General features: G+C 51.6%; 12 protein-coding genes and 1 pseudogene. 5 read left to right on the top strand and 8 right to left on the bottom strand.

Features of this window, described 5'->3' with window-relative positions; translation table 11 throughout:
* The first annotated feature begins 2 nt into the window (after positions 1–2).
* A pseudogene (locus AC3RPL_RS21350) lies at positions 3–820 on the top strand (phosphoribulokinase).
* A 29-nt stretch (positions 821–849) separates the two neighbouring features.
* On the opposite strand, the gene AC3RPL_RS21345 reads toward AC3RPL_RS21350, so the two are convergent.
* Entirely contained in the window at positions 850–1,254 is a 405-nt protein-coding gene (locus AC3RPL_RS21345) for an OsmC family protein (protein ID WP_490741473.1), read from the bottom strand.
* A gap of 309 nt (positions 1,255–1,563) precedes the next feature.
* Between AC3RPL_RS21345 and crp the strand changes: the two genes are divergently transcribed.
* Both crp and AC3RPL_RS21335 read left to right on the top strand, forming a co-directional pair.
* Positions 1,564–2,196 (top strand): cAMP-activated global transcriptional regulator CRP, encoded by a 633-nt coding sequence (gene crp, locus AC3RPL_RS21340; RefSeq protein ID WP_034934863.1) that lies wholly within the window; start codon positions 1,564–1,566, stop codon positions 2,194–2,196.
* A 55-nt stretch (positions 2,197–2,251) separates the two neighbouring features.
* Complete coding sequence (locus tag AC3RPL_RS21335) at positions 2,252–4,330, top strand: YccS/YhfK family putative transporter (protein WP_490741472.1); 2,079 nt, start codon at positions 2,252–2,254, stop codon at positions 4,328–4,330.
* A gap of 28 nt (positions 4,331–4,358) precedes the next feature.
* On the opposite strand, the gene argD is transcribed toward AC3RPL_RS21335, so the two are convergent.
* The 3 genes from argD to ppiA form a co-directional block, all read right to left on the bottom strand.
* Positions 4,359–5,579 (bottom strand): bifunctional acetylornithine/succinyldiaminopimelate transaminase, encoded by a 1,221-nt coding sequence (argD, locus tag AC3RPL_RS21330; RefSeq protein WP_261642489.1) that lies wholly within the window; start codon positions 5,577–5,579, stop codon positions 4,359–4,361.
* Positions 5,580–5,663: 84 nt separating this feature from the next.
* Positions 5,664–6,239, bottom strand: coding sequence for an aminodeoxychorismate synthase component II (locus AC3RPL_RS21325; protein ID WP_490741471.1), 576 nt, complete (start codon positions 6,237–6,239; stop codon positions 5,664–5,666).
* A 105-nt stretch (positions 6,240–6,344) separates the two neighbouring features.
* A complete protein-coding gene (gene ppiA / locus AC3RPL_RS21320) occupies positions 6,345–6,917 on the bottom strand; it encodes a peptidylprolyl isomerase A (protein WP_034934872.1) in 573 nt (190 codons plus the stop codon).
* Positions 6,918–7,191: 274 nt separating this feature from the next.
* Between ppiA and tsgA the strand changes: the two genes are divergently transcribed.
* On the top strand, positions 7,192–8,376 hold the full coding sequence (gene tsgA, locus AC3RPL_RS21315) for an MFS transporter TsgA (protein WP_490741470.1): 1,185 nt from the start codon (positions 7,192–7,194) through the stop codon (positions 8,374–8,376).
* Positions 8,377–8,416: 40 nt separating this feature from the next.
* Here tsgA and AC3RPL_RS21310 read toward each other — a convergent pair whose 3' ends face one another.
* Positions 8,417–9,697: a cytosine deaminase gene (locus tag AC3RPL_RS21310; RefSeq protein ID WP_490741469.1), complete on the bottom strand. Its 1,281-nt coding sequence runs from the start codon at positions 9,695–9,697 to the stop codon at positions 8,417–8,419.
* Positions 9,698–9,938: 241 nt separating this feature from the next.
* On the opposite strand from AC3RPL_RS21310, the gene AC3RPL_RS21305 reads away from it, so the two are divergent.
* Positions 9,939–10,379 (top strand): hypothetical protein, encoded by a 441-nt coding sequence (locus AC3RPL_RS21305; RefSeq protein ID WP_490741468.1) that lies wholly within the window; start codon positions 9,939–9,941, stop codon positions 10,377–10,379.
* Positions 10,380–10,419: 40 nt separating this feature from the next.
* Here the strand turns inward: AC3RPL_RS21305 and trpS are convergent, their stop codons facing one another.
* The 3 genes from trpS to rpe are packed head-to-tail and all read right to left on the bottom strand — an operon-like array spanning position 10,420 to position 12,789.
* On the bottom strand, positions 10,420–11,424 hold the full coding sequence (gene trpS / locus AC3RPL_RS21300; protein WP_034934880.1) for a tryptophan--tRNA ligase: 1,005 nt from the start codon (positions 11,422–11,424) through the stop codon (positions 10,420–10,422).
* Positions 11,425–11,429: 5 nt separating this feature from the next.
* Entirely contained in the window at positions 11,430–12,119 is a 690-nt protein-coding gene (locus AC3RPL_RS21295; RefSeq protein WP_490741467.1) for a phosphoglycolate phosphatase, read from the bottom strand.
* Positions 12,103–12,789: a ribulose-phosphate 3-epimerase gene (gene rpe, locus AC3RPL_RS21290; RefSeq protein WP_034934928.1), complete on the bottom strand. Its 687-nt coding sequence runs from the start codon at positions 12,787–12,789 to the stop codon at positions 12,103–12,105. The genes AC3RPL_RS21295 and rpe overlap by 17 nt, the downstream gene beginning before the upstream one ends.
* Positions 12,790–12,841: the final 52 nt, after the last annotated feature.

Here is a 12,841-nt window from a genome sequence, read left to right as displayed (position 1 = left end):
TTATGTCTGCTAAACATCCGGTGATCGCCGTGACCGGCTCCAGCGGAGCCGGAACTACCACCACCAGTCGCGCCTTCCGCAAGATATTTCAGCAGTTGAACCTGCATGCTGCTGAAGTAGAAGGAGACAGCTTTCACCGGTATACCCGACCAGAAATGGATATGGCTATTCGTAAGGCACGGGACCTGGGTCGTCATATCAGTTATTTTGGGCCTGAAGCCAATGACTTTGCGCTACTGGAACAGACCTTCAGACAATATGGCGAAAGCGGAAACGGCCAGTCACGCAAATATCTGCATACCTACGATGAAGCCGTGCCCTGGAATCAGGTTCCCGGCACCTTCACGCCCTGGCAGCCGTTGCCGGAACCTACCGATGTGCTGTTTTATGAAGGGCTGCACGGCGGCGTGGTGCCGATTGTTAACCTTGAATGGATACAGAAACTGGTACGCGATACCAGTGAACGTGGTCATTCCCGCGAAGCGGTGATGGATTCTGTCGTGCGCTCAATGGAAGATTACATTAATTTTATCACCCCACAATTCTCCCGCACTCACCTCAACTTTCAGCGGGTGCCAACCGTTGATACCTCAAATCCGTTTGCTGCCCGCTCCATTCCGTCGCTGGACGAAAGCTTTGTGGTTATTCATTTTCAGGCGCTGGAAGATATCGATTTCCCTTATCTGCTGACCATGCTTCAGGGCTCGTTTATTTCCCGCATCAATACCCTGGTGGTGCCTGGCGGTAAAATGGGGCTGGCATGGAGCTGATCATGGTGCCGTTAGTCAAACGATTGATGGAAGGCAAAAAAATAGAGTAGCGCCCTGCATTGACAGGGCGACATTGCGCTTAGCGCGCAACCACCTCGTAACTGTGGGTAATGGTGACACCCTTACCCAGCATCAGAGCCACGGAGCAGTATTTTTCAGCCGAAAGATCGACTGCCCGTGAGACAGCTTTATCACTTAGCTCATCACCGGTAACGATAAAGTGCAGATTAATATGGGTAAGCAATCGGGGAGCCTCTTCCCGCCGCTCTGACGTGAGCTTCACTTCGCAATCTTTTACGTCATGGCGGCCTTTTTGCAAAATTGACACCACGTCAATAGCGCTGCATCCACCTGCCGCCATCAGTACCATCTCCATCGGGCTGGGCGCTTTATCTCCGGAGTTGCCATCCATCAGTATCTGATGCCCTGAAGAGGATTCGCCTAAAAAGGTCAGCCCTTCCACCCACTTGACTCGTGCCTGCATGTCAATGCTCCTAATTCATTCAATTAACTCCAGATTACGCTTAAGCCATAAAAACGGCAATCCGACAAACTTCCCACTATGCTGAATAAAGAGAACAGAAGACACTGGTGCAAAGCTATGCTACAAAAAGACTGTAAAATTTTCGTCAGTACTCTACAAATCATGACGAAACGGAATGACATAACGAGCCAGGCTTTGAGCTAAGGCCAGAAAAAATTTCCTGACAGGGTAACGCTTCAGTATTTCATCGCCTGACAGGGAATTCTGCCCCTGAATTTAAGGCACGATAACAACAGAGGATAACAGCGAATGGTTCTCGGCAAACCGCAAACAGACCCGACACTTGAATGGTTCCTGTCACATTGCCATATTCATAAGTATCCATCCAAAAGCACGCTGATTCATCAGGGTGAAAAAGCGGAAACGCTCTACTACATTGTCAAAGGCGCGGTAGCGGTGCTTATCAAGGATGAAGAAGGCAAGGAGATGATCCTCTCTTATCTTAATCAGGGTGATTTTATTGGCGAACTTGGCCTGTTCGAAGAAGGTCAGGAACGTAGTGCGTGGGTTCGGGCAAAAACCGCCTGTGAAGTTGCTGAAATTTCGTATAAAAAATTCCGTCAGCTGATTCAGGTTAATCCGGAAATTCTGATGCGCCTTTCTTCGCAAATGGCGCGCCGCCTGCAAGTAACATCAGAGAAAGTAGGTAATTTAGCGTTTCTTGATGTCACCGGCCGCATCGCCCAGACACTGCTTAATCTGGCCAAACAGCCAGATGCCATGACTCACCCGGACGGTATGCAGATTAAGATTACCCGTCAGGAGATCGGTCAGATCGTTGGCTGCTCACGTGAAACAGTGGGCCGTATCCTGAAAATGTTGGAAGATCAGAATCTGATTTCAGCGCATGGGAAAACCATCGTGGTTTATGGCACACGCTAAACGACTCTGCTCCACGGCGTAACAGTTTTGTTGCGCCTTTTATCGGTAGGGAGCCATGTGGCGTAGAATCATTTATCACCCCGAAGTTAATTACGCATTACGCCAGACAATGGTGCTCTGTCTGCCCGTCGCTGTCGGATGGCTGACGGGCTACCTGCAAAACGGATTACTCTTCTCTCTGGTTCCTGCCTGCTGCAACATTGCTGGCCTGGATACTCCCCACAAACGTTTTTTCAAACGTCTGACCGTTGGCGGCAGCCTCTTTGCCTTTAGTAGCTTTCTTATCCAGTATCTCGGCGAACAGCAGATTCCCCTGCCCGCCATCCTGTTTGTGATGGCCATGTTGCTGGGTGTCACCGGAGAAATCAGTCCACTGCACGGCCGGTTGTTACCCGGTTCGTTGATTGCCGCTATTTTCACTCTCAGTCTTGCCGGCAGAATGCCCATCTGGCAGCCCCCTGTGCTCTATATACTGGGCACCGTCTGGTATGGTGTTTTCAACTGGTTCTGGTTCTGGCTGTGGAAAGAGCAGCCGATGCGGGAAACATTGAGCCTGATGTATCGTGAGCTGGCTGATTATTGCGAGGCAAAATATTCTTTGCTGACAAAGCTAACCGATCCGGAAAAGGCCCTGCCGCCACTGCTTACCCGCCAGCAAAAAGCGGTGGATTTGATCACCACCTGCTATCAGCAGATGCATATGCTAGCCGCCAATAATCACAATCATCATAAACGGCTGACCCGCGCCTTTCAGGTAGCGCTGGATTTACAGGAGCACATTTCCGTCAGCCTGCACCAGCCGACAGAGGTGCAAAAACTGGTAGAACAAAGCCACGCTGAAGCAGTGATCCGCTGGAATGCCCGAACGATTGCCGCCCGGCTACGCAGGCTGGCAGACGACATTCTTTATCATCGGTTACCTGAACGCTTTACTATGGATAAGCAGTTGCAGGCACTGGCAAAAATTGCCCGTCAGCATCCGGATAATCCGGTCGGCAACTTCTGTTATTACCATTTCAGCCGTATTGCGCGCGTGCTGCGTACTCAGCGCCCTCTTTATCAGCGCGACCTGATGGCGGACCGTCAGCGCAGGTTGCCACTGCTGCCCGCGATAAAAAGCTATCTCTCACTGAAGTCTTCGGCGCTGCGTACCGCCGCCCGTTTCGCGGTGATGCTGAGTTTTGCCAGTTCGCTGGCGCTGTTTTTTGATTTGCCTAAACCGTACTGGATACTGATGACGGTGATGTTTGTCAGTCAGAATGGCTACAGTGCCACCAGGGTGAGAATTCAGCACCGGGCGCTTGGCACCTTTGCCGGGCTGGTCATCGCTGCCATTACCCTGCGGCTGCATGCCCCGGAATCTCTGGTGCTGTTGACCATGCTGGCAATCACCCTGATCAGCTATTTGTTTATCCGTAAATTTTATGGCTGGGCTATGGTTGGGTTTACGGTCACGGCGGTATATTCCCTGCAACTCCTGTCGCTGAATGGCGCAGATTTTTTACTACCACGCCTGATGGACACGCTGATGGGATGCCTGATTGCCTTTGGCGGCATGGTCTGGCTGTGGCCACAGTGGCAAAGTGGCCTGTTGCGGCAGAATGCCCATGATGCGCTGGGCGCTTACCAGGATGCGCTGCAAATGCTGCTGGGTAGCGAGGAGCAACCAGAGAAGCTGGCATACCAACGGATTAAAGTTAATCAGGCCCATAATGCGCTGTTTAACTCTCTCAACCAGGCAATGCAGGAACCGGGATTCAATACCCGTTATCTTGCCGATATGAAATTATGGGTTACGCACAGCCAGTTCATCGTTGAGCATATTAATGCCATGACTATTCTCGCCAGGGAACATACCATGTTGACGCCATCGTTGGCGGAAGGCTATTTACAGCGATGTGAAATCGCCCTACAGCGCTGTCAACAACGACTGGAATATGATGGCCCTGGCCAGGAAACCGACATCATGGAAGCGAAAACTGAACGCCCACAGGGGGCGGTGACTATTCTGGAAAGGCATGTTCAGCGAATTCTGGGACATCTTAACGTGCTGCACACTATCTCATCACTGGCGTGGGCTAATCGCCCACATCATGGTCGCTGGCTGTCACGGCGTTTAAGAAAAACGGCCTGATTACGCAGGCCGTTTTGAAGGGGGAGCTTTAAGCAGACAACTGTTTTGTAACCGCCGCCGCAAAACGCGCCATTCCCTCTTCGATATCTGCCGGTTCAATCACCAGCGAGGGGGCAAAACGGATAACATCGGTCCCGGCATTGAGGATCATCACGCCTTCTGCGGCAGCGGCATTGAGAATATCACGCGCCTTACCGGCATATTGCGGTTTCAAAGCAGCACCAATCAGCAGCCCTTTCCCCCGGATCTCACTGAACACATCCAGACTGGCATCGATTGCCTTCAACGCATTCACAAACATCTGGCGGCGAATTTCCACGCCGTTCAGTACTTCTGCGGTATTGATCACGTCAAGCGCCGCTTCGGCTACGGCACAGGCCAGCGGATTGCCGCCATAGGTCGTACCATGCACACCTGGCGACATGGTGGAGGCAATCTCATTCGTCGTCAGCATCGCACTAACGGGAAAACCGCCGCCTAACGCTTTCGCCGTGGTCAGAATATCGGGCACCACGCCGTAATGTTCATATGCGAACAGCTTCCCACTACGCCCCATACCGCTTTGCACTTCGTCCATCACCAGCAACGCCTGATGCTCATCACACAGCTGACGCAGCCCCTGCATAAACGCTTCAGTTGCCGGGATGATGCCACCCTCGCCCTGAATCGGCTCAACCACAATCGCACAGGTATGATCGTCAATGACCGCTTTCACCGCATCCAGATTGTTAAACGGGACATGGACAATATCAGCAGGTTTAGGACCAAAACCATCAGAATATTTCGGCTGACCACCAACGGAAACCGTAAAAAATGTGCGTCCATGAAAGGCGTTATGGAAAGCGATAATTTTGCTTTTATAAGGCGAGTGACGTTTGGCAGCATAGTAACGCGCCAGCTTGAAAGCCGCTTCATTGGCTTCTCCACCAGAATTGGCAAAGAAAACGCGATCGGCAAAGGTCGCAGCAATCAGCTTGCTGGCAAGGCGCAGGGCGGGTTCGTTGGTGAAGACGTTACTGGTGTGCCACAGGGTTTCGCCCTGGGTTTTCAAAGCATCAACCAGTGCCGGATGGCAGTGCCCCAGTGCAGTCACTGCAATGCCGCCAGAGAAATCGATATACTCTTTACCCTGTTGATCCCAGACCCGGCTACCCTTGCCTTTTACCGGCACAAATTGTGCTGGTGCATAAACAGGCAAAATCACCTCATCAAACGTCTTCCGCGTTACCGCTAGTTTGTCCGCTGCCATTGACGACCTCATTTTTATACATTACCGAAAATGTGAAATTATAGTCATAAAATATGCATAAAAAATCAATTCAGAGCAACTATTTTACTGCCGCAAAAAATTCTCCAGCAGTTGATGCCCCTGCTCACTAAGAATGCTTTCCGGATGAAACTGAACCCCCTGCACGGGAAGATGCCGGTGACAAAATCCCATAATCTCATCAGGTTGAGCATCACGCATCGACCATGCAGTGATATCAAATTCTGTTGGGAGAGAGTCCTTCTCAACAATCAGCGAATGATAACGTGTCACCGTCAGCGGATGCTTCAGGCCCCGGAAAACACCACCATCATTGTGCTCAATCGCGGAAGTCTTGCCATGCATCACTTCCCGCGCCCGCACCACTCGTGCACCAAATGCCTGAGCTATAGCCTGATGTCCCAGACATACGCCGAGGATCGGCAACTTTCCGGCAAAGGTCATAATTGCCGCCAGCGAAATTCCAGCCTCATCGGGTGTGCAGGGTCCGGGGGAAATCACCAGGTGATCCGGGCGCAGAGCAGCAATATCTCCCAAAGTCAGCGCATCATTCCGCCGAACCTCGACCTCTTCTCCAAGCTCACAAAAATACTGATAGAGATTCCAGGTGAAAGAGTCGTAATTATCAATTAATAACAGCATTGATGCTCCACATGGGAATAGGGGGCACGGTTCTTTACGGAAGTGACCAGCGGGGTGATGACTATATCGCAACAACAACGATGCATAGCCCGCCCCGCAGGAAGGTTAAGGCAGCACTTTAGCGGAGAGGATCACCACCGGCTTCACCGGTACATTCTGGTAAGGGCCGACGTTCTGCGAAGGAACCTGAGAAATCTTATCCGCAACGTCCTGTCCTTTCACGACTTTACCAAATACGGCATAGCCAAAGTCACGCTGACCATGATCGAGGAAAGCGTTATCAGCCACATTAATAAAGAACTGGCTGGTAGCACTGTCCTTGTCTGCGGTACGCGCCATAGCGATGGTGCCGCGTTTATTCAACAAACCGTTATCCGCTTCATTTTTGATTGGCGCATTCGTCGTTTTTTGCTGCATATCGGTGGTAAAGCCACCGCCCTGCACCATAAAACCAGGAATAACACGGTGGAAGGTGGTGTTGTTATAGAAACCACTATTAACGTAATCGACGAAGTTTTTAACCGAAACCGGGGCTTTCTGATTATTAAGCTCAAGCTCAATATTACCGGCAGAGGTAGTCAGGAGCACATGCGTGTCTCCTTTCGCAGCCAGCGCAGAAAAGGAGAGCGTGGAGAGAGCAAACACGGTAGCAACCGCTGTTAACGTACGTTTTAGCATGAAAAATTCCTTACTAAGGGCGACAAGCCAAAAAAACCATATTGATTGTAAAGAGGCCCTTATCAACGCGCCAGCGTTTTACTTTTATTTACCTGCTGAGCTTTAAAAAAGGGCCGGCTTCCCTCAGTGGGAAAAGGTGATTTACATCACAAATTCAATGCATATGAAACAGAATATTTCATTATTTATTTATGCCGATCACGAAAATCGTTACACTGCCGACGCTTACCGTGGGCGTCCGCCTCACGATCCTTCAGACTCACAGGCATCCACTATGACTAATCGCGATCGAATTGGGCTTACCTGGATCAGTTTCTTTTCCTACGCACTTACTGGCGCGGTCGTCATTGTGACTGGCATGGTGCTGGAAAATATTGCTGATTATTTTCACCTGCCAGTCGCGCAGATGAGTAATACCTTTACCTTTCTCAACGCGGGTATCCTCGCAGCCGTGTTTCTGAATGCCTGGCTGATGGAAATTATTCCCCTTAAACGCCAGCTGATATTTGGCTTTGTCCTGATGGTGCTGGCGGTGCTGGGCCTGATGACCAGCCACAGCCTGAGCGTTTTTTCTCTCAGTATGTTCGTGCTGGGCGTGGTCAGTGGCATCACCATGTCGATTGGTACATTCCTGATTACTCATCTGTATCAGGGACGTCAGCGCGGGTCGCGCCTGCTGTTTACCGATTCCTTTTTCAGTATGGCCGGTACTATTTTCCCTGTCATTGCCGCCGCTCTGCTGGCGCGTGCGCTGCCGTGGTACTGGGTTTATGTCTGCATCGGGGTGATCTATGTCGCGATCTTTGTGCTGGCACTGTGCTTTGAATTCCCGGTTCTGGGTAAGCAGGCGGTAACGCAGCAGACGGCGGAAAAAGAAAAATGGGGCGTTGGTGTCCTGCTGCTGTCGGTGGCGGCGCTCTGTTATATCCTGGGACAGCTGGGCTTTATTGGCTGGGTGCCACAATATGCCACCAAAAATATGGCAATGGACCTGGGCCAGGCAGGTGGGCTGGTCGGCAACTTCTGGACCTCTTACATGATAGGAATGTGGGCATTCAGTGCCATCCTGCGCTTTTTTGACCCACAGCGCATCGTTACCCTGCTGGCCCTGCTTTCCACCTTATTGATGTACTGGTTTATCAGCACCACCGATGCCACGATGCTGAAGTGGATCATGATAAGCCTGGGTTTTTGCTCCAGTGCTATTTACACCACCATTATTACCCTTGGCTCACTACAAACCCGGATTTCTTCACCCAAACTGGTGAACTTTATTCTGACTTGTGGAACGGTCGGTACGATGCTGACCTTCATGGTTACCGGTCCGATCGTTGAAAGAGGGGGCCCGCACGCCGCTCTTTTCACCGCCAACGGCCTGTATGCGGTGGTATTTATCATGTGTCTGCTGCTCGGTTTTGTCAGCAAACACAGGCTGCATGGTAAGAACGCGGCTCACTAAAGAGTGATGCGGGCAGGCCATCCCGGTCTGCCCGCAGTCATCACCGTTTGAAATTGACCCGTTCGCTTTCATCAAGATAAATGCGGGTTTCTGCCGGTTGAGTTTCCGCAATGACCCGTCCATTACGCACTGACCAGCGCACCGGCACCTGACGGCGTAGCGCATCAAAACCGCTCTCGGCGGGGAGAATGATCAGACTGGCGCGATTGCCGGTCTGGGTGCCGTAGTCATGCAGTTGTAGCGTTCTGGCACTGTGAGTAGTAATCAGCTTTATCCCCTCATCCAACTGACCATAGCCCATTAACTGACAGACATGCAGCCCCATATGCAGCACCTGTAACATGTTGGCGGTGCCCAGTGGATACCAGGGATCGAAGACATCATCATGGCCGAAACAGACGTTAATATCGGCCTCCAGCATCTCTTTCACCCGGGTGATACCGCGGCGTTTAGGATAGGTGTCAAAACGGCCTTGCAGATGAATATTCACCAGCGGATTGGCGACGAAGTTAATGCCCGCAAGTTTCAGCAGGCGGAACAAGCGTGATGTGTAAGCGCCATTATAGGAGTGCATCGCCGTAGTGTGGCTGGCGGTGACGCGTGCCCCCATTTTTTCACGTAAAGCCAGCGCAGCGACCGTCTCAACGAACCGCGATTGTTCATCGTCAATCTCATCGCAGTGGACATCCACCATACGCTGATATTTCTGCGCCAGGGCGAAGGTTTTATGTAACGATTCGACGCCATATTCGCGGGTGAACTCAAAATGAGGTATAGCCCCAACCACATCGGCACCCAGCTTCAGCGCCTCCTCCAGCAACACCTCACCATCCGGATAGGAGAGAATGCCCTCCTGAGGAAAAGCCACAATCTGGATATCCACCCACGGCGCCATCTCCTCTTTTACTTCCAGCATTGCCCGCAGTGCGGTCAGCGTTGGGTCGGAGACATCAACATGCGTGCGGACATACTGGATACCGTTCGCTATCTGCCATTTAAGCGTCTGCCGGGCGCGTTTTTTTACGTCATCATGGCTTAACAGCGCCTTGCGTTCTGCCCAGCGCTCAATGCCTTCAAACAGCGTTCCCGATTCGTTCCAGGCCGGATCACCCGCGGTTTGCGTGGTATCCAGGTGAATATGTGGTTCGATAAATGGCGGAAATGCCAGACCACCTTCCGCATCCAGCGCATCATCTGTCGCCGCATTTTGTGGTTGAGGAGAAATTGAGCTGAACACGCCATCGCGAATTCCGATTTGCCAGAGTCCCTCGCGCCACGGCAAACGAACGTGATTAATCCATTTTAAATTAACAGCCTGCATGGAAACGCTCCTCAATATCAGTGGTATCTGTTAACCATACCACCGATTTCCGCTGCTGCACGGAAGATTGCTGCCCCTGAGTCCCTGAACATCTGCCAATGCAGTAGCAACCGCCAGGCAGGCACAACCGGCGAAAGCAGAATCGGGCAAAAAACACTGTCATAAACCAACCGCAAGGTTATATATCGCGACGGCATTCTTATCTATACTGATTTTTTACCCGATATCTGAAGGAATTAGCATGAAACGCCTGTGGTTTGCTGTGTTGCTGACTGGAGTCAGCCAGTTAAGTTGTGCCGCCGCGCTGGACTACTCTGCATTACAAGGGCGCTGGCAGGTTAAGGCCGTGCAGGTTAATGGCGACGGCATTCAGGCGGTAGTGGAAAATGACCCTCAGTATATGGGCGCAGAGGTGACTTTCTCAGCGTATAAAATCATCTGGACCAAAGGAACCAAAGATCGGGCCATCGATCCGGCAATCGATAATTGCACCGGTCAGCCCACTCTGACACCTGCCGACCATAACGATCCTGAGATGGGTTATCGGGTAGCAAATGGATTTAATGTGGTATGCGGTAAGCAGCCGTGGGGACCGGGTGCCGTGGTTACCGTACCGGTCAGAAATACCATGACGCTTTACTGGTATGACGGAGCAATTCTGACCATGAAAAAGACAAAATAACCAGAAGCAGAATCTCTCTCCTTCTGGTCATATCTGATGGTTATGGCTGGGCAACAAATCCCACAGCAGCATAGACTTTGCTCAAGGTTTCCTGGGCCTGTGCCCGCGCTTTAGCAGCCCCTTCGCGCATCACCTGCTGAAGAAACGCTTCGTCATTACGGTAACGGTGGTAACGTTCCTGTAACTCCGTCAACATGCCGGAAACCGCTTCCGCCACGGCCCCTTTCAGGTGACCATACATCTGGCCTTCAAACTGTTTCTCCAGCTCCGGAATGCTCTGCCCCGTCACCCCGGAGAGAATATCCAGCAAATTAGATACGCCAGCCTTCTGCCTGATGTCGTAACGGACCACCGGCGGCTCGTCACCATCTGTCATGGCACGCTTGATTTTCTTTACCACTGATTTTGGATCTTCCAGCAGACCAATGACGTTATTACGGTTGTCATCAGACTTGGACATCTTTTTGGTTGGCTCCAGCAGTGACATGACACGGGCACCGGATTTGGGGATAAACGGCTCAGGGATCTTAAATACCTCACCGTAAAGGGCATTAAAGCGTGACGCCACGTCACGGCTCAGCTCCAGATGCTGCTTCTGATCTTCGCCAACCGGTACCTGAGTGGTCTGATACAACAAAATATCAGCCGCCATTAACACCGGATAATCAAACAGACCGGCGTTAATGTTCTCTTCATAGCGCGCTGACTTGTCCTTAAACTGCGTCATGCGGCTCAGCTCACCAAAGTAGGTGTAGCAGTTAAGAACCCAGCTCAGCTGAGCGTGCTCAGGGACGTGTGACTGAACAAAAATAGTGCTCTTCTCAGGATCGATACCGCAAGCCAGATAGAGCGCCAGCGTGTCCAGCGTCGCCTTGCGCAATGCAGCCGGATCCTGGCGCACGGTAATTGCGTGTAAATCGACGATGCAGTAAATACAGTCGTAATCATCCTGCATGCTGACCCACTGACGCAGCGCACCCATATAATTACCGATGGTCAGTTCGCCTGAGGGCTGTGCGCCGCTAAATACGATGGGTTTGCTCATGAGTTTCATCCTGGTAATGACAGCCCGAGTGCGGGCAACAAATCTTTAAAATGATCGAGTACAAGGTCCGGCTGCGAACTGGCAATTGGCTCGCCGTAGTTGTAGCCAAAAGTCATGCCCACACAGGGGCAGCCTGCCGAGCGGGCAGCGAGAATATCATTGCGGGAATCACCGACAAACAGCAGCTCATGCGGCAACAAGCCAAGTTTACCCAGCACCAGGAATAATGGCGCAGGGTGTGGTTTCTTTGCCACCACATCATCACCGCCCAAAATCAGCGAGAAGTGGTTTTCAATCCCCAGTGAAATCAGCAGGGGTTGGATAAAGGCGGTTGGCTTGTTGGTGACTATTGCCAGAGGCAAACCACTGGCAGCGAGCGCTGCAAGGCTTTCCTTCACTTCAGGAAACAACCTGCTGCCCGTTTCAACCGTGCGGGCGTAATGCTTATCAAACAACGCACGAACTTCACGTAACTGCTCGTCCCCTGGCGGATGCCCAAGCGCCCAGTGCAAAGCGCGCTCCATCATAATATCGGCACCATTGCCAATCCAGGTTGCAACCCGCGCAACACCGGCAGCAGGTAAACCAGTATCAGTCAGCGCAGCATCTACAGCACTGGTCAGACCCGGCGCGCTGTCAACCAGCGTCCCGTCGAGGTCGAAAGCAACTCCGCGAATGTCAGTGAAATGATCCATGACGTGATTTCTCCAGTTCGGTGCGCATGTCTTCGATTACTTTTTTGTAATCGGACTGACCAAATATTGCTGAACCGGCGACAAACATATCGGCACCTGCCGCTGCAATCTCAGCAATGTTATCCACTTTAACACCGCCATCCACCTCCAGACGGATATCGTAGCCGCTGCGGTCGATAAGCTGCCGGGCCTTACGCAGCTTGTCCAGCGTCGCCGGAATAAAAGACTGGCCGCCGAAACCCGGATTAACGGACATCAGCAGAATCACGTCAATTTTATCCATGACATAATCCAGATAGCTGAGCGACGTCGCCGGGTTGAATACCAGTCCCGCTTTGCATCCGTGCTCTTTAATCAGTTGTAGCGAACGATCAACATGTTCAGAAGCTTCAGGATGAAAAGTGATATAGCTGGCACCCGCTTTTGCAAAGTCAGGAATCAAACGGTCAACCGGCTTCACCATAAGATGCACATCAATCGGGGCAGTAATACCGTAATCACGCAGTGCTTTCAGCACCATCGGCCCCATTGTCAGATTGGGAACATAGTGATTATCCATCACGTCGAAATGTACTACGTCACCACCCGCTGCCAGAGCTTTGGCGGTGTCTTCACCCAGGCGGGCAAAGTCAGCAGACAAAATTGATGGGGCAAGTAAAAACTGTTTCATCCATTTCTCCCAGTTAAGCGCGCCTGTGAAGCCAGGCACGAACTGCATTTGA

It is taken from the genome of Erwinia papayae (assembly GCF_058241465.1).
Note: the sequence above shows the minus strand (reverse complement) of the source record. Positions and strands in the feature narration are given on the sequence as shown.